Source organism: Citrobacter sp. UYEF32 (assembly GCF_040546205.1).
Taxonomy (GTDB): domain Bacteria; phylum Pseudomonadota; class Gammaproteobacteria; order Enterobacterales; family Enterobacteriaceae; genus Phytobacter; species Phytobacter diazotrophicus.
In genome coordinates, this window is record NZ_JBEPNI010000009.1 from 195,337 (window position 1) to 220,272 (window position 24,936).

At 52.9% G+C, this 24,936-nt stretch carries 26 protein-coding genes; 9 read left to right on the forward strand and 17 right to left on the reverse strand.

What is annotated here, in order from left to right:
• Nucleotides 1–67: 67 nt before the first annotated feature.
• Entirely contained in the window at nucleotides 68–916 is an 849-nt protein-coding gene (locus ABIB59_RS23210) for a MurR/RpiR family transcriptional regulator (protein WP_039079631.1), read from the forward strand.
• 58 nt (nucleotides 917–974) lie between these two features.
• A complete protein-coding gene (locus tag ABIB59_RS23215) occupies nucleotides 975–1,235 on the forward strand; it encodes a YfhL family 4Fe-4S dicluster ferredoxin (RefSeq protein ID WP_039079785.1) in 261 nt (86 codons plus the stop codon).
• A 135-nt stretch (nucleotides 1,236–1,370) separates the two neighbouring features.
• Here ABIB59_RS23215 and acpS read toward each other — a convergent pair whose 3' ends face one another.
• The 5 genes from acpS to rnc all read right to left on the reverse strand — a co-directional run bounded on the left by acpS (nucleotide 1,371) and on the right by rnc (nucleotide 5,011).
• Nucleotides 1,371–1,751: a holo-ACP synthase gene (gene acpS / locus ABIB59_RS23220; protein ID WP_039079630.1), complete on the reverse strand. Its 381-nt coding sequence runs from the start codon at nucleotides 1,749–1,751 to the stop codon at nucleotides 1,371–1,373.
• Nucleotides 1,751–2,482, reverse strand: coding sequence for a pyridoxine 5'-phosphate synthase (pdxJ, locus tag ABIB59_RS23225; RefSeq protein ID WP_071193438.1), 732 nt, complete (start codon nucleotides 2,480–2,482; stop codon nucleotides 1,751–1,753). Before pdxJ ends, acpS begins: the two co-directional genes overlap by 1 nt.
• A gap of 100 nt (nucleotides 2,483–2,582) precedes the next feature.
• Nucleotides 2,583–3,290: a DNA repair protein RecO gene (recO, locus tag ABIB59_RS23230; protein ID WP_039079784.1), complete on the reverse strand. Its 708-nt coding sequence runs from the start codon at nucleotides 3,288–3,290 to the stop codon at nucleotides 2,583–2,585.
• A 132-nt stretch (nucleotides 3,291–3,422) separates the two neighbouring features.
• A complete protein-coding gene (gene era / locus ABIB59_RS23235) occupies nucleotides 3,423–4,334 on the reverse strand; it encodes a GTPase Era (RefSeq protein WP_039079628.1) in 912 nt (303 codons plus the stop codon).
• Complete coding sequence (rnc, locus tag ABIB59_RS23240; RefSeq protein ID WP_039079783.1) at nucleotides 4,331–5,011, reverse strand: ribonuclease III; 681 nt, start codon at nucleotides 5,009–5,011, stop codon at nucleotides 4,331–4,333. The genes era and rnc overlap by 4 nt, the downstream gene beginning before the upstream one ends.
• On the opposite strand from rnc, the gene ABIB59_RS23245 reads away from it, so the two are divergent.
• Nucleotides 4,955–5,122, forward strand: coding sequence for a hypothetical protein (locus ABIB59_RS23245; RefSeq protein ID WP_162303307.1), 168 nt, complete (start codon nucleotides 4,955–4,957; stop codon nucleotides 5,120–5,122). The two genes, rnc and ABIB59_RS23245, sit on opposite strands and share 57 nt — an antisense overlap.
• A gap of 156 nt (nucleotides 5,123–5,278) precedes the next feature.
• Here the strand turns inward: ABIB59_RS23245 and lepB are convergent, their stop codons facing one another.
• The 6 genes from lepB to rpoE all read right to left on the reverse strand — a co-directional run bounded on the left by lepB (nucleotide 5,279) and on the right by rpoE (nucleotide 10,919).
• Nucleotides 5,279–6,253: a signal peptidase I gene (gene lepB / locus ABIB59_RS23250; RefSeq protein ID WP_354037195.1), complete on the reverse strand. Its 975-nt coding sequence runs from the start codon at nucleotides 6,251–6,253 to the stop codon at nucleotides 5,279–5,281.
• 16 nt (nucleotides 6,254–6,269) lie between these two features.
• On the reverse strand, nucleotides 6,270–8,069 hold the full coding sequence (lepA, locus tag ABIB59_RS23255) for a translation elongation factor 4 (protein ID WP_039079626.1): 1,800 nt from the start codon (nucleotides 8,067–8,069) through the stop codon (nucleotides 6,270–6,272).
• Between the two features lie 169 nt (nucleotides 8,070–8,238).
• Nucleotides 8,239–8,709 (reverse strand): SoxR-reducing system protein RseC, encoded by a 471-nt coding sequence (gene rseC, locus ABIB59_RS23260; protein ID WP_071193439.1) that lies wholly within the window; start codon nucleotides 8,707–8,709, stop codon nucleotides 8,239–8,241.
• On the reverse strand, nucleotides 8,706–9,662 hold the full coding sequence (gene rseB, locus ABIB59_RS23265; protein ID WP_039079565.1) for a sigma-E factor regulatory protein RseB: 957 nt from the start codon (nucleotides 9,660–9,662) through the stop codon (nucleotides 8,706–8,708). Before rseB ends, rseC begins: the two co-directional genes overlap by 4 nt.
• Nucleotides 9,662–10,312, reverse strand: coding sequence for an anti-sigma-E factor RseA (gene rseA / locus ABIB59_RS23270; protein ID WP_039079564.1), 651 nt, complete (start codon nucleotides 10,310–10,312; stop codon nucleotides 9,662–9,664). The genes rseB and rseA overlap by 1 nt, the downstream gene beginning before the upstream one ends.
• A gap of 31 nt (nucleotides 10,313–10,343) precedes the next feature.
• Complete coding sequence (gene rpoE, locus ABIB59_RS23275) at nucleotides 10,344–10,919, reverse strand: RNA polymerase sigma factor RpoE (protein WP_000003307.1); 576 nt, start codon at nucleotides 10,917–10,919, stop codon at nucleotides 10,344–10,346.
• 425 nt (nucleotides 10,920–11,344) lie between these two features.
• Here rpoE and nadB point away from each other — a divergent pair, with 425 nt between their 5' ends.
• Nucleotides 11,345–12,964, forward strand: a complete 1,620-nt coding sequence (gene nadB, locus ABIB59_RS23280; RefSeq protein ID WP_039079563.1) for an L-aspartate oxidase — start codon at nucleotides 11,345–11,347, stop codon at nucleotides 12,962–12,964.
• Here the strand turns inward: nadB and trmN are convergent.
• Entirely contained in the window at nucleotides 12,949–13,686 is a 738-nt protein-coding gene (gene trmN, locus ABIB59_RS23285; protein ID WP_039079562.1) for a tRNA(1)(Val) (adenine(37)-N(6))-methyltransferase TrmN, read from the reverse strand. The genes nadB and trmN overlap by 16 nt on opposite strands.
• A 130-nt stretch (nucleotides 13,687–13,816) precedes the next feature.
• Between trmN and srmB the strand changes: the two genes are divergently transcribed.
• Nucleotides 13,817–15,151, forward strand: coding sequence for an ATP-dependent RNA helicase SrmB (gene srmB, locus ABIB59_RS23290; protein WP_039079561.1), 1,335 nt, complete (start codon nucleotides 13,817–13,819; stop codon nucleotides 15,149–15,151).
• Nucleotides 15,152–15,197: 46 nt separating this feature from the next.
• Here srmB and grcA read toward each other — a convergent pair whose 3' ends face one another.
• Nucleotides 15,198–15,581, reverse strand: coding sequence for an autonomous glycyl radical cofactor GrcA (gene grcA / locus ABIB59_RS23295; protein WP_039079560.1), 384 nt, complete (start codon nucleotides 15,579–15,581; stop codon nucleotides 15,198–15,200).
• A gap of 315 nt (nucleotides 15,582–15,896) precedes the next feature.
• Between grcA and ung the strand changes: the two genes are divergently transcribed.
• Nucleotides 15,897–16,586, forward strand: coding sequence for a uracil-DNA glycosylase (gene ung, locus ABIB59_RS23300; RefSeq protein WP_354037205.1), 690 nt, complete (start codon nucleotides 15,897–15,899; stop codon nucleotides 16,584–16,586).
• 48 nt (nucleotides 16,587–16,634) lie between these two features.
• On the opposite strand, the gene ABIB59_RS23305 is transcribed toward ung, so the two are convergent.
• The 4 genes from ABIB59_RS23305 to ABIB59_RS23320 form a co-directional block, all read right to left on the reverse strand.
• Nucleotides 16,635–17,546 (reverse strand): helix-turn-helix domain-containing protein, encoded by a 912-nt coding sequence (locus tag ABIB59_RS23305; protein WP_039079558.1) that lies wholly within the window; start codon nucleotides 17,544–17,546, stop codon nucleotides 16,635–16,637.
• A gap of 140 nt (nucleotides 17,547–17,686) precedes the next feature.
• Nucleotides 17,687–18,901, reverse strand: a complete 1,215-nt coding sequence (locus ABIB59_RS23310; RefSeq protein ID WP_079496141.1) for a CaiB/BaiF CoA transferase family protein — start codon at nucleotides 18,899–18,901, stop codon at nucleotides 17,687–17,689.
• A complete protein-coding gene (locus ABIB59_RS23315) occupies nucleotides 18,898–20,256 on the reverse strand; it encodes an MFS transporter (RefSeq protein WP_354037207.1) in 1,359 nt (452 codons plus the stop codon). Before ABIB59_RS23315 ends, ABIB59_RS23310 begins: the two co-directional genes overlap by 4 nt.
• Before the next feature lie 124 nt (nucleotides 20,257–20,380).
• Entirely contained in the window at nucleotides 20,381–21,547 is a 1,167-nt protein-coding gene (locus tag ABIB59_RS23320) for an acyl-CoA dehydrogenase family protein (protein ID WP_039079556.1), read from the reverse strand.
• Nucleotides 21,548–22,041: 494 nt separating this feature from the next.
• Between ABIB59_RS23320 and ABIB59_RS23325 the strand changes: the two genes are divergently transcribed.
• From ABIB59_RS23325 to ABIB59_RS23335, 3 genes are read left to right on the forward strand one after another with little or no spacing between them, the layout of a single operon-like run.
• Nucleotides 22,042–23,187 carry an acyl-CoA dehydrogenase gene (locus tag ABIB59_RS23325; RefSeq protein WP_039079555.1) on the forward strand — a complete coding sequence of 382 codons (1,146 nt, stop codon included), beginning with the start codon at nucleotides 22,042–22,044 and terminating at the stop codon, nucleotides 23,185–23,187.
• Between the two features lie 11 nt (nucleotides 23,188–23,198).
• Nucleotides 23,199–23,963, forward strand: a complete 765-nt coding sequence (locus tag ABIB59_RS23330) for an electron transfer flavoprotein (protein WP_039079554.1) — start codon at nucleotides 23,199–23,201, stop codon at nucleotides 23,961–23,963.
• Between the two features lie 18 nt (nucleotides 23,964–23,981).
• The gene (locus tag ABIB59_RS23335) at nucleotides 23,982–24,917 is read left to right on the forward strand and encodes an FAD-binding protein (RefSeq protein ID WP_107224237.1); all 936 of its coding nucleotides are present in this window, start codon (nucleotides 23,982–23,984) and stop codon (nucleotides 24,915–24,917) included.
• Nucleotides 24,918–24,936 lie beyond the last annotated feature (19 nt).

Sequence of the window (24,936 nt, forward strand, 5' to 3'; positions counted from 1 at the left end):
TAAAATTCATTTGCCTGCGTCAAATGCGTATTTGTAATTGTGGTCACATTTTGCCTCAGGAGACGTGATGAACTGTTTACTTAGTATTCGCCAGCGTTATGCCGGATTTGCACAGAGCGATAAGAAGCTGGCGGATTTCTTGCTGGCCGAGCCCGATCGCGCTCGTCATTTAAGCTCTCAGCAACTGGCGCTGGAGGCGGGAGTGAGTCAGTCGAGCGTAGTGAAATTTGCCCAGAAGCTGGGGTTCAAAGGCTTTCCGGCACTGAAACTGGCGATCAGCGAGGCACTCGCCAGCAGCCCGGATCCCTTTTCCATCACTGTGCACAATCAGATTCTCGGTGACGATACGCTGCGCGTGGTTGGCGAAAAGCTTATCAATGAGAATCTGAGCGCCATGCGCGCCACCCTGGATGTGAACAGCGAAGAGAAGCTACAGCAAAGCGTGGAGATGCTGCGCACGGCAAGACGTATTGTGTTGACCGGGATTGGCGCGTCCGGTCTGGTGGCGCGTAATTTCGGCTGGAAACTCATGAAAATTGGCCTGAATGCCATAGTCGAGCAGGATATGCACGCCCTGCTGGCCACGGTGCAGGCGATGGATCCGCAAGATCTGTTGTTACCGATCTCGTATTCCGGTGAGCGCCGTGAGATCAATATGGCTGCCGATGAAATGTTGCGCGCCGGTGGACGCATTCTGGCGATTACCGGTTTCACACCTAATGCCCTGCAACAGCGCGCCAGCCACTGTCTGTACACGATTGCCGAAGAGCAGGCGACCCGCAGCGCAGCCATCTCATCGACCAGCGCCCAAACGATGCTCACCGATCTGTTATTTATGGCCCTGGTTCAGCGCGATCTGGAACATGCGCCGGAACGTATTCGTCACAGCGAGGAGCTGGTAAAAAAACTGGTTTGAATAGGGAATGATCGTATAATGCCCGCCCTGTTTGTGTGAGGTTTCTGAGATTTTCCTGATGGCGCTGTTAATCACCAAAAAATGCATCAATTGCGATATGTGCGAGCCCGAATGCCCTAATGAGGCCATTTCGATGGGCGAGAGCATTTATGAGATTAACAGCGATCGCTGCACGGAATGTATTGGACACTACGAAACACCGACCTGCCAGAAAGTGTGCCCGATCCCCAATACCATTTTGAAAGATCCGGCACATGTCGAAAGCGAAGAGCAGTTGTGGGACAAGTTTGTACAAATGCACCACGCGGATAAGATCTAGAACCTCACTCAGGGCTATTACTTGTCATTTTAAGCCAGGGCAGTGCTCGCAATCCTCACGTACCTGAGTACGCTCCGGTTTCTGCTATGCGAGTTCAAACTGACATCGCCAATGACGCCCTGTGAAATAAGGTCCTTAACTCTCGATAATCACCGTCGCGCAGGCATAGCGGCGCTCATCTGCCAGCGTGACATGCATGTGCGCCACGCCCAGTTTTTCCGCAAGCGCTAACGCTTCCCCCCACAGTCGCAGACAGGGCTTGCCCAGCTCGTCGTTAAATACTTCAAACTGGTTAAACGCGAGCCCGTTGCGGATACCCGTTCCAAACGCTTTTGCCGCCGCTTCTTTGACGGCAAAGCGTTTGGCGAGAAAACGCACCGGTTGCTGATGCCTCTCCCAGATGGCCCATTCATTGTCGCTTAACACGCGTTTTGCCAGGCGATCGCCGCTACGGGCAATCACCGCTTCAATACGCTCAATTTCGACAATATCTGTGCCAATGCCAAGAATAGCCATTACTTACGCGCTTCCACCATCAGGCGTTTCATTTCCGCGACCGCCTCTTTCAGACCGCTCATGACAGCACGACCAATAATGGCATGGCCAATGTTCAGCTCATGCATTTCCGGCAAGCGTGCGATAGCCTGCACGTTATGGTAGGTGAGGCCGTGCCCGGCATTAACTTTCAGCCCGAGGCTTGCCGCATAGCTCGCCGCTTTAGCGATGCGATCCAGCTCTTTTGCCTGTTCCGCTTCGTCTTTCGCGTCGGCATAACAACCGGTGTGAATTTCGATGTATGGCGCGCCAACATCGGCAGCCGCTTTGATCTGCTCAACATCGGCGTCAATAAACAGCGAGACCAGGATACCGGCATCCGCCAGACGCTTGCAGGCATCACGCATTTTGTCACGTTGCCCGGCCACATCCAGACCGCCTTCGGTGGTCACTTCCTGGCGTTTCTCCGGCACCAGGCAGCAGAAATGCGGCTTCGTTTCGACCGCAATCCCCAGCATCTCTTCTGTAACGGCCATTTCAAGGTTCATTCGCGTGTCCAGGGTCTGGCGCAGTACGCGAACATCGCGGTCAGTGATATGGCGACGATCTTCACGCAAATGCACGGTAATACCGTCCGCACCGGCCTGTTCCGCAATAAATGCCGCCTGTACCGGGTCCGGATACGCCGTGCCGCGCGCATTGCGCAGGGTGGCAATGTGGTCAATGTTGACGCCTAACAGTAATTCAGCCATCACAATCCTCGTTTTCTTTTTCGTTCGTCTTTACGTTCTACTCACCCCGCCCTTCTGCTCACATGCGCAAAGGCGAAAGCGAGTCGGAAATTCGGCTCCGTTAACGTTTCGGCATAAACTGGCGAAACAGTTCCCGGCTCTTGAGCGGTTTGCCCCCAAGATACGGCTTTAACGCTATGCGGGTAAAGCGTTTCGCCGCCCTGAGCGTATCCATATCGGGAAATTCGCGTTCGGCAAGCGCTCGCAAATGCCGCCCGGTAAAGGTGCTGTTATCCACCACCACGCTGGCAATAAATCCCTTCTCTTCGCGATAACGGTAGGTCATGGTGTCCTCAACAGGTTCACCGCTGCCTGCACAGTGCAGAAAATCTACGCCATATCCAAGGTGCCCCAGCAACGCGAGTTCAAAACGACGTAAAACCGGTTCGGGAGTACCGATTGCGCCAGCCAGTGCCTGGATACAGTGCAGATAATCGAAGAAAAGTTCAGAGAAGCGAGTCTCATGTTCAAGAACCCGTGACAGGAGCTCGTTGACATACAGACCGCTGTAAAGCGTAATCCCGGAAAGGGGAAGTGCCAGAGAGACGGCTTCAGCGCTGCGCAGCGTTTTGACTTCGCCGCGTCCGCCAAAGCGTACCAGCAAGGGGGTAAAAGGCTGTAACGCGCCTTTCAGGTTGGAACGTTTTGAACGTGCGCCTTTAGCGACCAGGCGCACGCGACCCGACTCTTCCGTGAAGACGTCCAGCATTAAGCTGGTTTCGCTCCAGGGGCGACTATGCAGGACGAATGCGCGCTGCCAGCCCTCCATCATACTCGTCGTCTTTCAAGCTGCAGGCGCGTTAGCTGCGCCCACTCCCCCCAGTCACTTACCGATGTAAGCTCCAGGGGATTCACGGTCTTGCCGCCTTCCTGCAACTCGAAATCCATAGAGTATCAACTCTTAAAGATCGTCAACGTAGCCAAGACTACGCAGTGCACGCTCGTCGTCGGCCCAGCCCGATTTCACTTTCACCCACAGCTCCAGGTGAACCGGGGCTTCGAACATCTCCTGCATGTCTTTACGGGCTTCGATACCGATGGTTTTAATTTTGGCCCCTTTGTTGCCAATCACCATCTTCTTCTGCCCTTCGCGTTCAACGAGGATCAACCCGTTGATATCGTAACCACCACGTTCATTGGTAATAAAACGCTCAATTTCGACGGTGACGGAATACGGCAATTCAGCGCCCAGAAAACGCATCAGTTTTTCACGAATGATCTCGGACGCCATAAAACGCTGAGAGCGGTCGGTAATATAATCTTCCGGGAAATGGTGAACCGCTTCCGGCAGATGCTTGCGCACAATGCTGGCAATAGTATCAACGTTAAAGCCGGTCTCAGCAGAGATTGGGACGATATCGAGGAAGTTCATCTGGCTACCCAGGAACTGCAGATGCGGCAGCAAATCGGCCTTTTCCTGCACGTTATCGACTTTGTTGATAGCCAGGATAACCGGCGCTTTCCCTTCACGCAGTTTATTGAGCACCATTTCATCGTCCGGCGTCCAGCGGGTGCCTTCCACGACGAAAATGACCAGTTCTACATCACCAATCGAGCTGCTCGCCGCTTTGTTCATCAGGCGGTTAATCGCGCGCTTCTCTTCCATGTGCAAGCCGGGGGTGTCCACGTAGATGGCCTGGTAAGCCCCTTCGGTGTGAATACCCACGATGCGGTGACGGGTGGTCTGCGCTTTGCGCGAGGTAATGGAAATCTTCTGCCCGAGCAGATTATTCAACAGCGTGGATTTACCCACGTTAGGGCGACCAACGATGGCGATAAACCCACAATATGTTTTTTCAGTTTCAGTGCTCATTCCAGCTCCAGTTTTTTCAGCGCCTGTTCGGCTGCGGCCTGCTCTGCCTTACGGCGGCTTGAACCTGTGCCTACTACCGGTTCTTTCAGGCCACTGACCTGGCAGTGGATAGTGAATTCCTGATCGTGTGCTTCACCACGCACCTGCACCACCAGATAAGACGGCAGTGGGAGGTGGCGACCCTGCAAAAATTCCTGCAAACGGGTTTTTGGATCTTTTTGTTTATCACCCGGACTGATTTCGTCCAGACGTGTTTGATACCAGTTCAGGATCAGTTTCTCGACAGTCTGAATATCGCTGTCGAGGAATACCCCACCGATCAACGCTTCTACGGTATCGGCCAGAATGGATTCACGACGAAAACCACCGCTTTTCAGTTCACCAGGCCCTAAGCGCAGACATTCACCCAGTTCAAACTCACGGGCAATTTCCGCCAGTGTGTTTCCGCGAACCAGCGTTGCGCGCATACGGCTCATATCACCTTCGTCCACACGCGGGAAACGGTGATATAGCGCATTGGCAATCACAAAACTTAAAATGGAGTCGCCTAAAAATTCGAGACGCTCGTTATGCTTGCTGCTGGCACTGCGATGCGTTAATGCCTGCTGCAACAGCTCCTGATGATGAAAAGTGTAGCCCAGCTTCCGCTGAAGCCGATTTATTACGATGGGGTTCATGCGATACCAATAGATGAATGCGTCAACAATGCAGCACACGAAACCGACCTGAAAGTACATATCATCGATTGGCAGCCTCTTTTAATCGATGGCGCGCATGATGAAGTGTAAGAACCAACGCGGTTTCGTGTGCTGTGGCGCCCTGAGGAGCCAGCCTGAAACTTCGGGGGAACATTCTATACGCAACGACATGGGATGTCGTTAGTCTGAACGGATTTATCGCGGAAATAATTCGGGGTGCGGATATTCTGTCCGCACCCCGTTGAATTAATGAATGCCACCAATGCGACTTAAGCGCACGCCGGTTGGCCATTCACCTTCTTGTTTTTCAAAACTCATCCAGATAGCGGTAGCTCTGCCCACCAGATTGGCTTCTGGTACAAAGCCCCAATAACGGCTGTCAGCGCTGTTATCGCGATTATCGCCCATCATGAAGTAATGACCCGGCGGAACAATCCACGTCGCCAGCGGCTGGCCCTGCTGTTTGTAATACATGCCCAGTTGATCCTGCGCGACCGGCACGGTCAGAATACGGTGGGTGACATCCCCCAGCGTCTCTTTGCGCTCACCCAGACGAATACCATCATCACGGTTCTCGCCTTTCGGCAACTGGAAGAAACCACTGCTGGCTTCCCCGCCCGTGCGGCGCCCGAAGGTCTGCACGAAATCACTCGGTTCAACATTACTGTAGGTGATTGGCAGCGCGTTATCACAAGCCTGGCCGGAGCTGCATTTTGGCTGAACGGTAACCTCTTTGGCGACCGGATCGTAACTCACTTTATCGCCCGGCAAGCCGACAACACGTTTGATGTAATCAAGACGCGGATCGTCCGGATATTTAAATACCGCGATGTCACCCCGTTTCGGATGACCGGTTTCGATCAGGGTTTTCTGGTAAATCGGATCTTTAATGCCATAGGCGAACTTCTCAACCAGAATAAAATCACCAATCAGCAGCGTTGGCATCATCGAACCTGACGGGATCTGGAAGGGTTCATAAATAAATGAACGCACGACCAGAACAATCGCCAGCACCGGGAAAACCGATGCGCCAGTTTCCAGCCAGCCCGGTTTCGGGCCGACTTTTTTTAGCGTTTTGTTATCGGGGGCATCACCTGTTGCCAGTTGGGCAACAGCCTGACGCTCACGGCGTTTGGGTGCAAAAATAAACTTATCCAGGCACCATAGAAATCCCGTCGCCAGGGTCGCAACGACCAGGATCAGGGCAAACATGTTCGCCATGCCAACTCCTTAAGGGTTATTTGCCGTCTTTACCGACATGCAGAATGGCGAGGAACGCTTCCTGCGGCAGTTCGACGTTGCCGACCTGCTTCATGCGTTTCTTACCTTCTTTCTGTTTCTGCAGCAGCTTTTTCTTACGGCTAACGTCACCGCCATAGCATTTTGCCAGAACGTTTTTACGCAGTTGTTTTACCGTCGAACGGGCAATGATGTGGTTACCAATGGCCGCCTGAATGGCAATATCAAACTGTTGACGCGGGATGAGATCCTTCATCTTCTCAACCAGCTCGCGCCCGCGGTATGGTGCGTTGTCGTTGTGGGTGATCAGCGCCAGCGCATCAACACGCTCACCGTTGATCAGCACGTCCACACGTACCATGTTGGAAGCCTGGAAGCGTTTGAAGTTGTAATCCAGTGACGCGTAGCCACGGGAGGTTGACTTCAGACGGTCGAAGAAGTCGAGCACCACTTCCGCCATCGGGATTTCATAGGTCAGCGCCACCTGGTTACCGTGGTAAACCATGTTGGTCTGCACGCCACGTTTCTCGATACAGAGCGTAATCACGTTGCCCAGGAACTCCTGTGGCAGCAGCATATGACACTCGGCGATCGGCTCACGCAGCTCATAAATATTGTTCAGCGGTGGCAGCTTGGACGGGCTGTCGACGTAGATAACCTCTTTCGAGGTGGTCTCAACTTCGTAGACTACCGTTGGTGCGGTGGTGATCAGATCCAGATCGTATTCACGCTCCAGACGCTCCTGAATGATCTCCATATGCAGCAGACCAAGGAAGCCGCAGCGGAAACCAAAGCCCAGCGCGGTAGAACTTTCCGGTTCGTAGAACAGCGATGCATCGTTCAGGCTCAGCTTGCCGAGCGCATCACGGAAGTTCTCGTAATCGTCGGAGCTTACCGGGAACAGACCGGCATAAACCTGCGGCTTCACCTTTTTAAAGCCCGGCAGCGCTTTGTCAGCCGCATTTCGCGCCAGCGTCAGGGTATCGCCCACCGGCGCGCCCATAATGTCTTTAATAGCGCAAACCAGCCAGCCTACTTCGCCGCAATTCAGTTCAGTACGGTCAACCTGTTTCGGTGTGAAGATGCCCAGACGGTCAGCGTTATAGACCTGGCCGGTACTCATCACTTTAACTTTATCGCCTTTACGCAGCGTACCGTTTTTCACACGGATCAACGACACGACGCCCAGGTAGTTATCGAACCAGGAGTCAATAATCAGTGCCTGTAACGGTGCATCCGGATCACCTTGAGGTGCCGGAATTTCGCGCACCAGGCGTTCGAGGACATCGACAACACCCACACCGGTTTTTGCAGAGCAACGCACCGCGTCGGTGGCATCGATACCAACGATATCTTCAATTTCTTCCGCAACACGTTCCGGATCGGCTGCAGGCAGGTCGATTTTATTCAGTACCGGCACCACTTCCAGATCCATTTCCATGGCGGTATAGCAGTTTGCCAGCGTCTGCGCCTCTACCCCCTGGCCGGCATCCACCACCAGCAACGCACCTTCACAGGCGGCCAGCGAACGGGAAACTTCGTAGGAGAAGTCAACGTGACCAGGAGTATCGATAAAGTTCAGTTGATAGGTTTCGCCATCGGACGCTTTAAAGTCCAGCGTAACGCTCTGCGCCTTGATGGTAATACCGCGTTCACGTTCGAGATCCATAGAATCAAGAACCTGAGCTTCCATTTCGCGATCGGACAAGCCGCCACAAATTTGGATAATGCGGTCAGACAGCGTCGACTTACCGTGGTCGATGTGAGCAATGATCGAAAAGTTACGTATATTCTTCATATAGGGAGATTTTTTGCCTTACGAATAACTAAGAGGCCGCGGTTCGGAGCCTGACGTCAAAAGTCTGAAACGCCGCATTCTACACTACAACCACAATGCGGGGAAATGCTCATACTGGCAACAAACCAGGCCGCGCATTCCCCCCGGTAAGACAGGAAAATCACTGGCATTATTCGGCAGGTGAATTGTCGATGCGCACCAGGTCGGGAGGGAGGCCAACGCTGATAATCACCGGCTGCCATTCGGAACGATTCGCCAGTTTTGGCGAAAAACTCCGCGCCAGTAAAAAACCGCCAACCCCACCCAATATGGCGCCGCACAACGTGGCCAGATCCTGATTAAAAAGGGTCTGGAAGAGCGCCGACATCAGGAAAAGACCAACCAGCGGAGACATATACACCAGCAGCGCTGACGTCAATAAACTGGCTTCGCCAATCCCCAGCTCCACTTTTTGCCCGGCAACCAGCGGCTGATCGCACGGTACGGACAAGGTATGGGTCATTTGCGGCCCAAGTTTGTTCAGTACGCGGCTCCCGCATCCACTTCGTGAAGCACAACTGCTACAGGAGGCTTTAACGTCGCACTCCACCAGCGCTTCACCGTTTTTCCATGAGACGACGGTCGCCCACTCTTTGATCATTGTGCTGCCCTGAATTTGATGCTGTCCGCAATACGCTTGGCCGTTTGTGGGGGTAATTCACCCACAATGGTAATTTCAGCGTTATCACGGATGGTTGTACTCACGGTCCGGCGTCCGGTACGCAACATCTGATCGGCACTGTTCTGATTAGCACGATTGACGTTCACCGAGAAACTAAACAGGCCATCGGAATAAAGACGGGATTCGACAGGCATGTCTATGGTAGGAAGCTGGCGACGACTGCTGGAGACTTCACTAAAACCTTGCGGTAACCAGGAAGGCAACCAGTTAAAGGCAACGCTGTCGCCCTGCGGAACGGACAGCAACGGCGGCAAGTTGGCGTTTGCCAGGGTCTGCATACTGCTGGCGATCTGTTGCCCGTTTACGGTGTAGGCAATCACGCGGAACTGTTCCAACGTTTCGCCATCTCTGTCGAGCAGATCCACGCGCATTGGCAGGCGCGTTTCCGCATCCATCCAGACAATGTAGCTATAACGCGTTCCGTCACGGGCAACAACCCGGATCACTTCACACAAGCGATCGGCAATACGCGTACGTCCGACAGAAATGAAATCGTAATAAGGCGCAAGGCGTTTGAAATCGGTATATACCAGCGAAGGGAGCGAATCGACAATGTAGTCGCCATTCAGCGTAAAGGGTTCAAGGCCCGGCTCAAAGTAGCTTATTTCATTGCCACGCTGTACCACTTCCCGGCGGGGGCCGTCCATTTGCAAAAGCTGAGCGAGAGGCTGATTGTTTACACGCGCGTGGCGGTAACGCAGAGACTCTACCCCTTGCTTGTTAATGCTGATAAAGGACAGTTCATAGTTGAGTGACTGGCTCGCCACGTTCATCTGCTGTAACAACGCCCCGGACGAGGTATCTGCCGAGGCGTTGCTTGAGAAGAACAGGCCTGCTGCCACAAAAGACATGGCACACCAAAGTTGCTTCATTACTGCGATTGGGTTCCTAACGTTTGATTTCCTGGCACTTGCACAGCAGCCTGCTGGGTTTGTGCCTGCTCAAACTTAAGCTGTTCGGAGTGCAGACGACGTTGCAGTTCGTAATCCTGCAACATGGCGTTAATACGGCGACGCTGTTCCTGCACCTGCTGTTGCTGACCGACATCCGCCGTTGCATCAGCCGGAACACCCAGACTTACCGGGCTGGCTTTGCCCATCATCGGCAGTGTATTAAACACCGGCGCTTCTGGCTGCTGGGTGGATTCAGACTGACCATTATAGTGCTGGACACCCACAATAACTGCAAGCGATACGCATGCAGCCACGCCCATTTGCGTCAATTGACTGGCCCATGGACGGACTTTTGTCCAGAATGGCATTTTCTGCCACTGGTGCGGCGCAGGCTGAGCCTCAGGGATTAATGGTGTCGTCGGTTGAACAGACTCATTTTCAATCGCGGCCATAACTTGGGCTGAGATATCGAAGTGGAGAACATCAGCCGTATCACCGCGCATTGCGTCGCGAATGAGATGGTAGCTCTCCCAGGTTTTCTGCATTTCAGGATCGCGAGACAGCTCAGAGAGCAGCTCCCTATCCAGCGTTTCACCGTCCATTAAAGCGGAAAGTTGTTCTTTCTGCATGCCTAATACCTTTTCCAGTATCCCGCTATCGTCAACGCCTGATAAGCGGTTGAACTTTATTATCAATAGCTTCCCGCGCTCGGAAGATACGTGAACGCACTGTACCTACCGGGCAATCCATGATAGCGGCTATCTCTTCATAGCTCAGACCATCCAACTCCCGTAACGTAATTGCCATGCGTAAATCTTCCGGGAGCGACTCAATAGTACGGAAAACTATTTGTCTCAGTTCTTCTGACAACATTAAGTTCTCAGGGTTCGAAATTTCTTTCAGCGCACCGCCACTTTCGAAGTTTTCTGCTTCAATCGCGTCGACATCACTTGATGGCGGCCTGCGTCCCTGAGCAACCAGATAATTTTTTGCTGTATTCACAGCGATACGGTATAGCCAGGTATAAAAAGCACTATCTCCCCGGAACGAGTCCAGCGCGCGATAAGCCTTAATAAATGACTCTTGTACGACATCAGGCACATCGCCAGAAGGCACATAGCGGGAAACCAGACTCGCCACTTTATGCTGGTAGCGCACTACCAGTAAGTTGAACGCCTTCTGATCTCCTTTCTGGACCCTCTCAACAAGGACCTGATCCGTTAACTGCTCGCTCATCCGAGGTAAAATCTCCCCAAAACCTATTTCCACGCGTAAATGAAACGCCACTCCAAAACTGCACTAATGAGCAAGCAGCCATTTAGAGCGAAGGTTCAGTAAAAAGTTCCGTTACGCCTTTGTTTTTGTGAATCGTTCTGCAGACTTTTCATTATGACTCATTATAAGTCCACAAACTCTGTATCGGGTATGTTGATTATGAAAAGACCCGAAGACCGCCAGAGAGTAACGCAACACAGCCTTTTTTTCATCACCTAATCCATATCAGCTAACAATCTGCCAGATAACGATTTTCTTGCGGGCAACGCATTTATGCCGCCCTCGCATGTTTAGCCGTTAGTACAAATCATTAAAAAATTGCTACGCCAGAGCGGAATACGGTGCTATTCTGCCCGAACCTTGTTTAGTAAATTAAACACACCATCATGAAAACAACCCCCGAACTTTCGTGCGATGTGCTGGTCATCGGCAGCGGTGCCGCGGGCCTGTCTGTTGCTCTGCGCCTCGCTGAACGCCACAACGTTATCGTGTTAAGCAAAGGGCCGGTGAGTGAAGGCTCAACTTTTTACGCACAGGGCGGTATTGCCGCTGTGTTTGATGAAACCGACAGCGTTGAGTCTCATGTCGAAGATACGCTGATTGCCGGGGCTGGTATTGTCGAACGTCAGGCAGCAGAGTTTGTTGCCAGTAACGCCCGTCAGTGCGTACAGTGGCTGATCGACCAGGGCGTCGCGTTCGATATGCAGGTGGATGCACAAGGAAGCGAAAGCTATCATCTGACCCGCGAAGGCGGCCACAGCCACCGCCGCATTCTGCATGCCGCCGATGCCACCGGAAAAGAGGTTGAAAACACCCTGGTCAGCAAGGCGCTGAATCACCCAAACATTCATATCATTGAACGCAGCAACGCGGTGGATTTGATTGTTTCCGATAAAATCGGCCTGCCCGGCACGCGTCGCGTCGTGGGCGCATGGATCTGGAACCGTAATAAAGAGATTGTGGAAACCTGCCATGCAAAAGCCGTCGTGCTGGCGACGGGCGGCGCATCAAAAGTGTACCAGTACACCACCAACCCGGATATCTCATCCGGCGACGGTATCGCCATGGCCTGGCGTGCCGGATGTCGCGTGGCAAACCTGGAGTTCAATCAGTTTCACCCAACGGCCCTGTTCCACCCACAGGCGCGCAATTTCCTGCTCACCGAAGCTCTGCGCGGTGAAGGGGCGCATCTTAAACGTCCGGACGGCACCCGTTTCATGCCCGATTTTGACCCTCGCGGCGAACTGGCACCGCGCGATGTTGTCGCGCGCGCCATTGATCACGAGATGAAACGTCTGGGGGTTGATTGTATGTATCTCGACATCAGCCATAAACCTGAGGATTTTGTCCGCCAGCATTTCCCGATGATTTATGAAAAACTGCTGGGGCTGGGGATCGATTTAACCAAAGATCAGGTACCTATCGTGCCTGCCGCGCATTACACCTGCGGCGGCGTCATGGTGGACGAACATGGTCGGGCCGATGTCGATGGCTTGTATGCGATTGGCGAAGTGAGCTATACGGGCCTGCATGGCGCCAACCGCATGGCGTCTAACTCGCTGCTCGAATGTCTGGTTTACGGCTGGTCGGCGGCAGAAGATATTGATCGTCGGATCGGCATGACCCGCCCTGCCCCCACGCTTCCCGCCTGGGATGAAAGCCGCGTCGACGATGCCGATGAACGTGTGATTCTCCAGCATAACTGGCATGAGCTGCGCTTGTTTATGTGGGATTACGTTGGCATTGTGCGTACCACCAAACGTCTGGAGCGCGCCTTACGACGTATTACCTTGCTCCAGCAGGAAATTGACGAGTACTACGCCAATTTCCGCGTGTCGAACAATTTGCTGGAACTACGTAACCTGGTACAGGTGGCAGAGCTTATCGTGCGCTGCGCTATGGAACGTAAGGAAAGCCGCGGCTTGCACTATACGCTGGATTATCCGGATCAGTTGCCTGAATCCGGCCCAACGGTTTTGTCGCCACGCACTTACATGAATAAATAGAAAGCCTGAGTGAGCGCGGTGTAACTTTCAGAATAATGCTGATCGGCACCGCGGATCGCCAGCCAGTCGGTGAAGCATTCCCCCGGCGTTGGCGAAAAGGCCATTAATACGCGATGCGGCGGGCGATTTTCATACTCCGCCACATCCGTACGTAACCGTAAGTGCCAGCCTATACCCTGCGCTTTTTGGGCAAAGGCTTCACTCACGTCTACCGGGAGGATCACGCAGAAGAAACCGTCTTCGGTGATAAGCGACGCCGCACAGTCCAGCAGCGCTGCGTGATCCAGCGTCGTGGTATAGCGCGCCTGTTCCCGCTCCGGGGTCGCACATTGCACGCCCTGCGCAAAAAAAGGCGGGTTACTGACAATCAGATCGTAACGTGCCGTTTGCCCCGCACACCAATCGCGAATATCCGCATGATGGACATGAAAACGCGCAGCCCAGGGTGTCGCCTGCCCATTCTCCTGAGCCTGTGCGGCCGCTTGCTCATCGAGTTCTACTGCATCGATGACAACCGCATCGGTTGTTCTCTGCGCCAACATTAGCGCCACCAGCCCGCTGCCCGTGCCAATATCCAGCACCCTTTTCGCCCGCGAAACAGGCGACCACGCACCGAGTAAGATGCCGTCGGTGCCGACTTTCATGGCGCAACGATCGTGTGCAACAAAAAACGCTTTAAATGTGAAACCATCGCGGCGCAACTGCGCCTTCTGGTGGGGCATCTTTACAACCTCTATACGGAAACAGACGTAGCATAGGTGAAAGCAAAGCGCCGGAAAAGTAATAAGCTTACAAACAGATGAAGATTGCAGCCGTAACGTCTATAATCAGCGCCCCACACAGAGGTAGATCATGACTGTAACGACTTTTTCCGAACTCGAACTCGACGACAGCCTACTGGACGCGCTCCAGGAGAAAGGTTTCACACGCCCGACCGCCATCCAGGCCGCCGCCATTCCGCCTGCGCTTGAAGGGCGTGATGTACTTGGCTCAGCGCCGACCGGTACGGGTAAAACGGCGGCATATTTGCTGCCAGCGTTGCAGCACCTGCTGGACTTCCCACGTAAGAAATCCGGCCCGCCGCGCATTCTCATCCTGACGCCGACTCGTGAACTGGCGATGCAGGTTGCCGACCACGCCCGCGAGCTGGCAAAAAATACCCACCTGGATATTGCCACCATCACCGGCGGTGTGGCCTATATGAACCACGCCGAAGTGTTCAGCGAAAACCAGGATATCGTGGTCGCAACCACAGGCCGACTGCTGCAATACATTAAAGAAGAGAATTTTGACTGCCGTGCGGTCGAAACATTGATCCTCGACGAAGCGGATCGCATGCTGGATCTGGGCTTTGCGCAGGACATCGAGCATATTTCTGGCGAAACACGCTGGCGCAAACAGACCATGCTGTTTTCCGCAACGCTGGAAGGAGAAGCGATCAAAGACTTCGCCGAGCGTCTGCTGGAAGATCCGGTTGAAGTTTCTGCAACGCCGTCCACCCGCGAGCGTAAAAAGATCCACCAGTGGTACTACCGCGCAGACAACTACGAACACAAGCTGGAATTGCTCAAGCATTTGCTCAAGCAAGACGGCGTGACCCGTTCAATCGTCTTCGTGCGTAAACGCGAGCGTGTCCATGAACTGGCGGAGCAATTGCGTGCAGCGGGTATCAACAACTGCTATCTCGAAGGCGAGATGGCACAGGCGAAACGCGTTGAAGGCATCAAACGCCTGACCGACGGTCGCGTTAATGTGCTGGTTGCCACCGATGTCGCCGCCCGTGGTATCGATATTCCTGACGTGAGCCATGTGTTTAACTTCGATATGCCGCGCAGTGGTGACACCTATCTGCACCGAATCGGCCGTACCGGTCGCGCGGGACGCAAAGGGACCGCGATTTCACTGGTCGAAACCCACGATCATCTGCTATTGCAGAAGATTGGTCGCTACGTTGAAGAACCGCTGAAAATCCGCGTGATTGATGAACTGCGCCCCACTACGCGCGCGCCGAGCGAAAAAATGACCGGTAAGCCGTCGAAGAAAGTGCTGGCTAAGCGTGCAGAGAAGAAAAAAGAGAAAGAAAAAGAGAAGCCGCGCGTTAAACAGCGCCACCGCGATACCAAAAATATTGGTAAGCGCCGTAAGCCAAGCGCCGCCGCGACAGAACAACAAAATAACGAAGAGTAAAAAAACGCCGGGATAGCCCGGCGTTTTTATTTCTGCAGCCTGCGGATTACAGGCTTTCAGTAAAGGTACGAGCGATAACGTCGCGCTGCTGTTCCGGCGTCAGAGAATTGAAACGTACGGCATAGCCAGAAACACGGATGGTCAGCTGTGGATATTTTTCCGGATGTTCTACAGCATCCAGAAGCGTTTCGCGACGCAGCACGTTTACGTTCAGATGCTGACCGCCTTCTACACGAACTTCCGGTTTCACTTCCATCGGAATTTCACGGTATTCAATGTCACCCAGTTTGCTCACAGCAACGACTTCATCTTCGGAATAACCGGCTTTCGCACAAACACAGCGCGCTTCGCCTTTTTCGCTGTCGAGCAACCAGAAAGAGTTCAACAGATCATCGTTTGCCGCTTTAGTAATTTGGATACCCGTAATCATGATGTGCCTCCCTTAGGCATTATTTTTGATTTGATCGGCCTTGTGGCGGCCAATTGGTAAAACCATTGTTGCTTGAGTGTATATATACCCTCCACACACCCCTGATTCTTTGATTAAAATCAATAAAAACCACACCACGAAAAAGGTGATAGGCGGAATTTATTGTTTTACATCAAGTTAGCAACCTTCCACACCTTAAAGTTTTTGTAAATTTTCAAATTTTTTTAAGCTTCTAACGTTCTGTTTTACGTGTCGATTTTGCGCCAGCGGAAGAAGCAGTTAAGCTACAGTCACTGAAATTGGCAGGAGAGCGGGATGACCACCTCATTAACATGGCACGATGTGCTGGCAGAAGAGAAACAACAGCCTTACTTTATCAATACCCTCAGCGCGGTAGCGACAGAACGGCAGTCCGGTGTCACCATCTATCCGCCGCAAAAAGATGTCTTCAATGCGTTCCGTTTTACTGAACTGGGCGATGTCAAAGTCGTGATCCTCGGTCAGGATCCCTATCACGGCCCCGGTCAGGCCCATGGGCTGGCATTTTCGGTGCGTCCCGGTATCGCCATCCCGCCATCATTACTGAATATGTATAAAGAGCTCGAACAGTCGATACCCGGGTTCGTTCGCCCGACGCATGGTTATCTGGAAAGCTGGGCGCATCAGGGCGTGCTGCTTCTCAATACTGTCTTAACGGTGCGCGCCGGGCAGGCGCACTCCCATGCAAGTCTTGGCTGGGAGACCTTTACCGATAAAGTGATCAGTCTCATCAATGAACACCGTGAAGGCGTGGTGTTTTTACTTTGGGGATCGCATGCGCAAAAGAAAGGGGCAATTATCGACGGTAAACGCCACCATGTATTGAAAGCGCCCCACCCGTCACCGTTATCCGCACACAGGGGCTTCTTCGGGTGTAAGCACTTTGTTCTGGCAAATGAATGGCTGGAAAAACACGGCCAGACACCGATCGACTGGATGCCTGTGTTACCGGCGGAAAGTGAATAAATATCGCAGCTCACATCCCGCAGCAATGGCGGGATGTGTTGAACGCATTTACAGGTACTCTTCTCCCGTCGCAATTTCCCGCACGGCTCGTTCCCGGAACTGACTGGGACTCACGCCCGTATGTTTGTGAAAGAAACGGGTAAAATAGGCCTCATCGTTAAATCCCAGAAAGGCAGCCAGTTGTTTGATGGTCTTTGAGGTATAAACCAGCTCGCGCTGCGCTTCCTGAATCACCCGCATATTGATCACATCCAGACTCGACATCCCCAGCGTTAAACGGCACAGACGCGAGAGATGTCCGGGCGACATTCCCATTTCGCAGGAGTAATCATTCACCGTCAGCCGCTGGCGAAATTTCTGGTCAACGATGGCGAGGAATTTGTTGATCTGCGATGCCTTGCGCGACGAGTTATCCATCTGCTGATCGGCGAGACCGGGCTCGGTAATCCGCGATAGATGAACAAACATAGAGATAAACAGCGACGCGCACATTGCTGTCTGGTTAATCATGGGCACGCGTAATTCATTCAGCATAGAGTAATAAAACGCCCAGATGGCATCCTTCTCGTCGGGGAAATACTCCAGCGAAATAATGCACGGTTTATGCACCAGCTTGAGGATATCGGGTGCCAGCACGCCAATGACCGACTCAAGCGGCCGCTGCGAAGCCGTAATGGTGAGTCCTTCGGTATCTGGCGTGTAGTGAAAACCGTGAACAGTCTGCGCGGGGACCAGAATCAGACAGGGGGCTTTGGCCAGTTGTCGCGTGCAGTTCATCAATACTTCGACCTGCCCTCGCTGGATGAATAACACCTGAATAAGCGAGTCATGTACATGCGGGCTTGCCCGCCAGTTCAGATCCTTTGATCGCAAGGAGATCATCTCGACATTGAAAAAATTCTCCCAGCTAAGCCCAGACTGCTCACCGTATAATGCATAAGTAGGAATAGTGGTTGCCATCAATGCTCCTCTACTCTTCTCAGTGCTGCTGCACGGCCTGGCTGGTCTGTCGGGAACTGTGAAAACAGCGGACTTATTCCGCAATATCTGCGTTCAGCACTCGAAGACCAGCGCAGCAAACGATTTAAAAAACGAGATCGTCAGGCGGGTAAAATGACTGCCCCCTCCTGACGTAACGACTCGATATCTTTAGCTGAGTATCCATATTCATTCAGAATTTGTTGTGAGTGATATCCCAGTCGCCGGGACGGTTGGATCTGCGATTCTCCCATGCCGTGGATCGTAACAGGCGGCGTCACCAGCACCCGTTTGTTTCCCGTGGGGTACTCAACGTGACGCAGGCAGTCGGTCGCCCATGCCTGGTCATCTTCCAGAATCTCATCCGGGGTATATCCTTTCTCATGGGCAAAATCGTTTTCTTTTAAGAGCCGCATCATCTCGCTAAGTGGACGTTTGGCGACCTGCTCACTGATAATATTGATAATGTCCCGATTACGACCAAACTGGTTCACATCGGCAATACGGCAAAATTCCGGACTGTCGACCAGATCCTCACGGCCAAGAAGCACCATAAACTTATTGAAGAAGCGATCGTATTCCGGAATACAAATCACCATCCAACGCCCATCAAGGGTTTTATAGGTGTTGTTGAACGGGTTGGAGACTTCACAGCGCGACTTCGGATAGACGTTGCCGTACTGTGCTGAGGTCACGGCAATGCTCATCATAAACAGCGCCGTATGGTGCAGGCTAACCGTCACCTTCTCGCCCGTTCCCGAAAGCGTACGCCCGTACAGCGCAGCGCAAATACCCGACACCAGGCACATGGACGCCTGAAAATCACCAAAGCCGTTTACCGAGTTGATCGGGGTTTCGCCGCGCTCATTGGTTGACCCAAGGATCCCGCCGCGACAAACGTAAGCCGTCGCATCAAACCCGGCGGTGTCTTTTTCCGGCCCTTTTTCGCCATACCCCAGGATCTGCGCGAAGATTAAGCGTGGAAAGCGCAAGTGCAACTCTTCCCAGGAAAACCCAAGCCGTTCAAGCGCTTTTGTGCGATAGCTGGTCACAACGACATCTGCCGTCGAGAGGATGCGGTACGCAATAGCTTTCGCGCTCTCTTTTTTCAGGTTCAGGCACAGGAATCGTTTATTAGCATTAGAGATATCAAATGCCGGGTTTTCGTCATCCTCGTAAGGCATGTTGAACACAGAAGCCTGAGTACGTCCCGGATCGCCAGACGGCGGTTCGATTTTGATCACATCCGCCCCCCAGTCACCCAGAATACGTGCCACGGTGGGTGCTGCCAGGAATGACGTTAAATCCACTACTTTAATGCCTTCTAATGGCCTCATAAGTCATGCTCCTTCATTTTGGAAAAACCCTGTCGCCCCGCCAGTCCGCCCGCGCCGCGCAAATTCCCGTGCAATCCTTTCTTTTCAATGGGTTTAATCCGGGCGATAAGCATGAAGAATGCGCCCAGAATGGCGATGCTTGCCCCCAGATAGAGCGCGTACTCATACTGTCCGGAAACATCAATAACCCATCCCGCCAGAACCGGCGAAAGAATACCCGCCAGCGTGCCAAATACGCCGTTCAACCCCACCAGCATGCCGGTGTTTTTCTGGGAGAAAATAATCGGAATGGAGAAATGCGCAGCCATGGTGAAACAGAGGAAAAAATTCGAGGCGGAGATGAGCGTAGCCGCGCTCCAGAGGCTGTTTGCTCGCGTCCCCAGAATCAGAAACACCCCGGCCAGCAGCAGTCCGGCAACCGGAGAGAGCTTACGCCCGATATTTTGCCCAAAGCGCCGACAGGCGGCGTCCGTGACCAGACCGCCGAGCGGATAGGCCAGAATGGCCACCAGATACGGGAGCATGGAGTAAATCGCGCTTTGTTTAAGATCGATACCGCGTCCCATCGCGAAATAGGTCGGCAACCAGGTCATAAAGAGAAAAAACAGATAATTCGTACAGAAGTAACACAACGCGCAGGCCCAGATAGAGGGTGTTGACAGGATATCGGCTTTCGTCAGATCGCCCCCTGCCGTCTCTTTCTGAGCGGATGGTTCCGCGTTAGCAACAGCCTGCCCCGCCTGAATATACGCAAGCTCCTGACGGTTGATGCGATTATCCATTTGCGGGCGACTGTTACCCAGCCACCACCACAGCAGGCACCACACTAACCCCGGCACAGAGACGATGTAAAAAACGGATTTCCAGCCCCAGGTTTGAATAATCCAGGCCGCCAGCACCATGGCAAAGGCGATCCCCGCAGGACAACCAACCTGTAGTAAGCCGGTCGCTTTGCCGGATTCATTTTTAGGTACCCATCTGGCCGCCAGCGAAAAGTTCGCCGGAACCAGCAGCCCCTGCCCGACGCCAACCAGAATACGCAGCAGCATCATGATGCCGAGCGTGGAACCTAGCGGTGTTAAGAAAGTAAAAACGACCCACCACAAGGTACCGGTTACCAGCACAATCCCACCGCCAAAGCGGTCAGCCAGCAGCCCTGCCGGCAACATTGTTATCGCGTAGCCAATAAAAAATGCAGTGGAGACCCAGCCAAACTGTATGGCGGTCCAGCCATATTCATGCATCAGTGCCGGCCCGCACATCGACATACTGCTACGGGCAACAAACATAACGAAATAATCAATAATCAGCAGAACAATAATGCCCCAACGTCTATTCCCAGGTGATGTACTCATAGGTCACTCTCGCGAGAAAATAAGAATGATCGCACCCACGAAATCACGCGCAGTGTGCGATCACAGGCGGGATATAACGGAATAACATCCCGTGATATCCCTTCGTTGCATGGGCTCAGGCGGATTAGCGAATTTCACCCGCGGCGGCAATCAGCGGACGTGCAATCGTCAGGCGCTGAACGGTACGCGGGCCTTCTTCAAACCACAGCGCGCGTGCATCGCGATACATTCTTTCCACCGGGCCATACGGGTTATCTTCGAAGTAACCAATCCCACCGAAGATCTCCAGGCAGCTATCCGACACAGTTCGCACCGTATCAATACCGTGCAGTTTGCACATCGCCGAAACCATCTCGATGTCTTCGCCGCGGTCGAATTTCTGCGCGCAATCACGCAGCATTACGCGCAGGGCATGAACCTGAGTGCCCATGTCTGCCAGCGTTTGCTGAATGGCCTGACGCGCTACCAGTGGCTTACCGAACGTCACACGATCCTTCGCACGGGCAATTGCCAGTTCCAGGAAGCGCTGCGACATGCCCAGGCAGGTGACAGCAATCATCGCTCTGGAGTGCGCCAACGCATCCATGAAGATATCCAGACCATCGCCCTCTTTGCCCATAATGTTGTGCGCAGGCACTTCGCAGTTTTCAAAGCGCAGATACGCATGGCCCGCGCCACGGCAGCCCATCATGTGTGGCATCGGATCGATGTAATAACCCGGCGTGTTGGTTTCGATAAAGAAAGCGGTTAATCCCCCTTTTTTGCGTTTGCTTTCATCCGTTACCGCAATAACGTAGCTACCGTCAGAAATATCCGTATGGGAGATCAGGGTCTTGGTACCATTGAGAATGTATTTATCCCCTTTTCTTACTGCGGTTGTCCGAATATCCGCCCCGGAACCACACTCTGCTTCGGTCAGTGCAAAGTTGATGTAAGCATCTTTATTGGCCAGTAACGGCAGCCATTTAGCGCGAAGGTCGGGGGCGCCATGGTCATACATGATGCGCCAGTTCAGGCCGTTAGCATGGTGCAGGTTCATACGCATACCGCCAGGGCCGCGGCAGAACTCCTCCATGACGGAAAAGAATTGCTCGCAGTTCAGTCCCAGACCGCCAAACTCTTCAGGAATGGCCAGGCGAAATAAATCATTTTTGCGACATACGTCGTAATAGGAGTCCGGGAAGACATTAGTTCGCTCAACCACCAGTTGGATTTCCTCCAACTCTGTTTCCGTGACTTTTCTGACTTTTTGTTTCAGTGCTTCCAGTTGCTGTTGAGATAAAATAGCCATATACCAACCCCACTTCATATTAAATGATTAAATAACCATTGAAGAATTCAGACGATACCAATGTAAGTTGCAATAAATCCTGGGCCCCTTTTCGTCTTTCTTCACGAATTGACACCGGGATTATAAAAAGTGGCGCAAAGGCTTGATATTGACATATCCAACCAATTATTGGACAAATCGAACATGCATGATGTAGCGATAGCATATAAAATAACAATAAAAACAAAGATATAAATAAAATAATCAGGCGATAAAAAATTTAAAAATTACCAACACGCATCACAAAACGGGCTTTGATGTTCGTTTTGTCCAGGAACAAGTGAGATATGTCTATATATCCTCGCGACACCTGTAATTATTATTCCAGATAAAACAACATTCGAACCAGTAATTATAAAAGCTGGCGAACAGGACAGAATGATCGGCGATAAATAATGCCGGGGAGTGCTTTATTTTATAAATCCCCACCGGAGAACCTATCAAGAGGATGCGTCATGGACTTTAGCCTGACCGAAGAACAGGAATTACTATTAGCAAGTATTCGGGAGTTGATTACCCGTAATTTTCCCGAAGAGTATTTCAAAAGATGCGATGAGACACGGACTTTCCCGCGCGAGTTCTTCAATGCCTTAGCCGAAAGCGGCATTGGTTTATTGGGCATTCCCGAAGAGCTGGGCGGCGTGCCCGCCGACATGATGACCCAGGTACTGGTGCTCGAAGAGATTGCCCGCATGGGCGCCCCGGCCTACATCATGACCGAGGGGCAATGCATCCATAACATGCAGCGGTTTGGTAACGCAGAGCAACTGGCCAAAACCGCCGAGGTGGGCCTGACGGGGATCCCCGCCTACTCTCTGGCATTTACCGAACCCCAGGCCGGTTCAGACAACAATCGCATCGCCACCACCTACACCCGTAAGAACGGCAAAGTGTATCTGAATGGTCAAAAGACCTTTATCACCGGTGCAAAAGATTACCCCTACATGTTGGTGCTGGCACGCAATCCCGAGCCGGAAGATCCTAAGCGCTGTTTCACCTTATGGTGGCTGGATCCCAATTCCCCCGGCGTCAAACGCAACAATCTGCATAAAGTCGGCTGGCATATGGTCAGCAACTGCGAAGTCTTTCTGGATAACGTTGAGTTAGAAGAGAGCGACATGGTGGGCCAGGAAGGTTATGGCTTTATCCATATGATGCAAAACTTCGATATCGAACGCCTGGTCATTGCCGCCCACTCGCTGGGGGTGGCGGAATGCGCCTTCGAAGATGCTGCGCGCTACGCTAATCAGCGCATTCAGTTCGGCCAAAACATTGGCCAGTTCCAGATGATACAGCTCAAGTTGACCCAAATGGCCATCAAAATTCAGAACATGAAAAACATGGTCTACCGCACCGCCTGGGAGTGCGACAACGATTTATCGATGCGTCTGTCCGCCCCGATGTGCAAGTTGTACTGCGCTCAGTCGGCCTGCGAGGTGATTGACGATGCGATGCAAATTCTGGGCGGTCTCGGCTACACCGATGACAGCCGCGTATCCCGCTTCTGGCGCGACACCCGCGTAAACCGCATTGGCGGCGGCACAGACGAGATTATGGTTTACATCTCCGCTCGCCAGATCCTGAAACAGTATGAAAAATAATAGGATATGCCATGAGATTTATTGCCTGCTACAAACTGGTTCCTGAGGAACAAGATATCGTTATCACGGCTGACAGAACCCTGGCGACAGACAAGGCCGGGGAAAAAATCAGCCCCTTTGATCTCAACGCAATTGAGGCCGCCGTTCAGCTCGCGGGGGAAAGCCATGAAGTGGTGGCCCTGAGCGTAGGGGGAAAAGCGCTCGATAACGCCAAACTGCGTAAAGACGCCCTTTCACGTGGTCCCAATGCGCTTTACCTGGTTCGCGATGATCGTCTGGCCAGTTCCCTGCCCTATGACACCGCACGCGCTATTGCTGCCGCGAGCCAGAAAATCGCCTTCGACCTGCTGATCTGTGGCGAAGGTTCCGGCGATATGTACGCCCAGCAAACCGGGCTGCTGGTCGGTGCAATGTTGCAGCTCCCGGCGGTGAACGGCGTCAGCAAAATTGAACTCAAAGAGGGCTTCGTCACCGTTGAGCGCACGCTGGAAAATGAAATAGAAGTGCTGGATGTGCCACTCCCGGCGGTACTGTGCGTCTCATCGGATATCAACCTGCCACGCATCCCCTCGATGAAAGCCATCCTCGGCGCCGGGAAGAAAAGCGTCACCCAATGGAGCGCGGGTGACATTGACTGGGCACCGGATTCAGCGCGGACTGAATTAGCTGGCGTCTACGCGCCGCAACAGACGGAACGCAAACACATCATCATTGAAGGCGACGGGCAGGAAGAGGTCTCTCGCCTGCGTGATTATCTGACCAACGCGTTGAGCTAAGGGCAGCGGAGAAGCATCATGGGCAAAATCAATAATGTTTGGGTATTCAGCGACAGTGCCGATCGCTATGCAGATCTGCTCGCTGGCGCACGACAACTGGGTGAACACGTTAACGCAGTGATATGGGATGAGCGTGACGTTACTGAGGTTAAACAGGCAGACGCGGTCTATTTGCTGTGTGGCAAAACCGATAAGCAGCGCGTCGAAAACTATGCGGAAACATTCGCCTCGCTTATCAGAAAAGAAGACGGCAAAACGCTGATTCTACTGGCCGCGACACGCCGTGGCAAAGGCCTGGCGGCAAAACTCAGCGTGCTGCTGCAATCCGCGCTGGTGAATGACGTGACCCTGCTGGAACGCAACGGCGACGACCTGTACGCCGAACATCGCATGTATGGCGGGCTGGCATTTGGGCGGGAAAAAGTGAATACCCCTGTCGCCGTCATCACGCTGGCGAGCGGTGTTTATGAGCCGTTGGCCGAAGTAAACGCCGCTACTCCCCCACTCACTCAGGTGGATTACATCCCACCCGCCAATGAAATGCTCTGTCGTGAACGGCGGTCAAAAACGGCCAGTAACGTCGACCTTGGCAAAGCGCGCCGTGTCATCGGTATTGGCCGTGGCCTACTGGCGAAAGAGGATCTGCAAATGGTCTGGGATCTGGCCTCTGCGCTGGATGCCGAAGTGGGCTGTTCGCGTCCGATTGCCGAAGGCGAACACTGGATGGATCGCGAACGTTACGTTGGCGTTTCCGGCGTGCTGCTGAAATCCGATATCTATCTCGCCCTGGGCATTTCCGGGCAGATCCAGCATATGGTCGGTGGCAATGGCGCCAAAACCATTATCGCCGTTAACAAAGATAAAAACGCGCCGATTTTCCAGTACGCCGATTATGGTCTGGTGGGCGATATCTATAAGGTCGTCCCCCTGTTAACGGAATTATTAAAACGATAAGACGCAAGCCGCCAGTCTT

What these genes read in the sequence shown, in the direction of transcription:
- ABIB59_RS23210 (WP_039079631.1), top strand. Translation starts at nt 68, where the DNA reads ATGAACTGTTTACTTAGTATTCGCCAGCGTTATGCCGGATTTGCACAG.
- ABIB59_RS23215 (WP_039079785.1), top strand. Translation starts at nt 975, where the DNA reads ATGGCGCTGTTAATCACCAAAAAATGCATCAATTGCGATATGTGCGAG.
- acpS (WP_039079630.1), bottom strand. Translation starts at nt 1,751, where the DNA reads ATGGCTATTCTTGGCATTGGCACAGATATTGTCGAAATTGAGCGTATT.
- pdxJ (WP_071193438.1), bottom strand. Translation starts at nt 2,482, where the DNA reads ATGGCTGAATTACTGTTAGGCGTCAACATTGACCACATTGCCACCCTG.
- recO (WP_039079784.1), bottom strand. Translation starts at nt 3,290, where the DNA reads ATGGAGGGCTGGCAGCGCGCATTCGTCCTGCATAGTCGCCCCTGGAGC.
- era (WP_039079628.1), bottom strand. Translation starts at nt 4,334, where the DNA reads ATGAGCACTGAAACTGAAAAAACATATTGTGGGTTTATCGCCATCGTT.
- ABIB59_RS23245 (WP_162303307.1), top strand. Translation starts at nt 4,955, where the DNA reads ATGATGAAAAGTGTAGCCCAGCTTCCGCTGAAGCCGATTTATTACGAT.
- rnc (WP_039079783.1), bottom strand. Translation starts at nt 5,011, where the DNA reads ATGAACCCCATCGTAATAAATCGGCTTCAGCGGAAGCTGGGCTACACT.
- lepB (WP_354037195.1), bottom strand. Translation starts at nt 6,253, where the DNA reads ATGGCGAACATGTTTGCCCTGATCCTGGTCGTTGCGACCCTGGCGACG.
- lepA (WP_039079626.1), bottom strand. Translation starts at nt 8,069, where the DNA reads ATGAAGAATATACGTAACTTTTCGATCATTGCTCACATCGACCACGGT.
- rseC (WP_071193439.1), bottom strand. Translation starts at nt 8,709, where the DNA reads ATGATCAAAGAGTGGGCGACCGTCGTCTCATGGAAAAACGGTGAAGCG.
- rseB (WP_039079565.1), bottom strand. Translation starts at nt 9,662, where the DNA reads ATGAAGCAACTTTGGTGTGCCATGTCTTTTGTGGCAGCAGGCCTGTTC.
- rseA (WP_039079564.1), bottom strand. Translation starts at nt 10,312, where the DNA reads ATGCAGAAAGAACAACTTTCCGCTTTAATGGACGGTGAAACGCTGGAT.
- rpoE (WP_000003307.1), bottom strand. Translation starts at nt 10,919, where the DNA reads ATGAGCGAGCAGTTAACGGATCAGGTCCTTGTTGAGAGGGTCCAGAAA.
- nadB (WP_039079563.1), top strand. Translation starts at nt 11,345, where the DNA reads ATGAAAACAACCCCCGAACTTTCGTGCGATGTGCTGGTCATCGGCAGC.
- trmN (WP_039079562.1), bottom strand. Translation starts at nt 13,686, where the DNA reads ATGCCCCACCAGAAGGCGCAGTTGCGCCGCGATGGTTTCACATTTAAA.
- srmB (WP_039079561.1), top strand. Translation starts at nt 13,817, where the DNA reads ATGACTGTAACGACTTTTTCCGAACTCGAACTCGACGACAGCCTACTG.
- grcA (WP_039079560.1), bottom strand. Translation starts at nt 15,581, where the DNA reads ATGATTACGGGTATCCAAATTACTAAAGCGGCAAACGATGATCTGTTG.
- ung (WP_354037205.1), top strand. Translation starts at nt 15,897, where the DNA reads ATGACCACCTCATTAACATGGCACGATGTGCTGGCAGAAGAGAAACAA.
- ABIB59_RS23305 (WP_039079558.1), bottom strand. Translation starts at nt 17,546, where the DNA reads ATGGCAACCACTATTCCTACTTATGCATTATACGGTGAGCAGTCTGGG.
- ABIB59_RS23310 (WP_079496141.1), bottom strand. Translation starts at nt 18,901, where the DNA reads ATGAGGCCATTAGAAGGCATTAAAGTAGTGGATTTAACGTCATTCCTG.
- ABIB59_RS23315 (WP_354037207.1), bottom strand. Translation starts at nt 20,256, where the DNA reads ATGAGTACATCACCTGGGAATAGACGTTGGGGCATTATTGTTCTGCTG.
- ABIB59_RS23320 (WP_039079556.1), bottom strand. Translation starts at nt 21,547, where the DNA reads ATGGCTATTTTATCTCAACAGCAACTGGAAGCACTGAAACAAAAAGTC.
- ABIB59_RS23325 (WP_039079555.1), top strand. Translation starts at nt 22,042, where the DNA reads ATGGACTTTAGCCTGACCGAAGAACAGGAATTACTATTAGCAAGTATT.
- ABIB59_RS23330 (WP_039079554.1), top strand. Translation starts at nt 23,199, where the DNA reads ATGAGATTTATTGCCTGCTACAAACTGGTTCCTGAGGAACAAGATATC.
- ABIB59_RS23335 (WP_107224237.1), top strand. Translation starts at nt 23,982, where the DNA reads ATGGGCAAAATCAATAATGTTTGGGTATTCAGCGACAGTGCCGATCGC.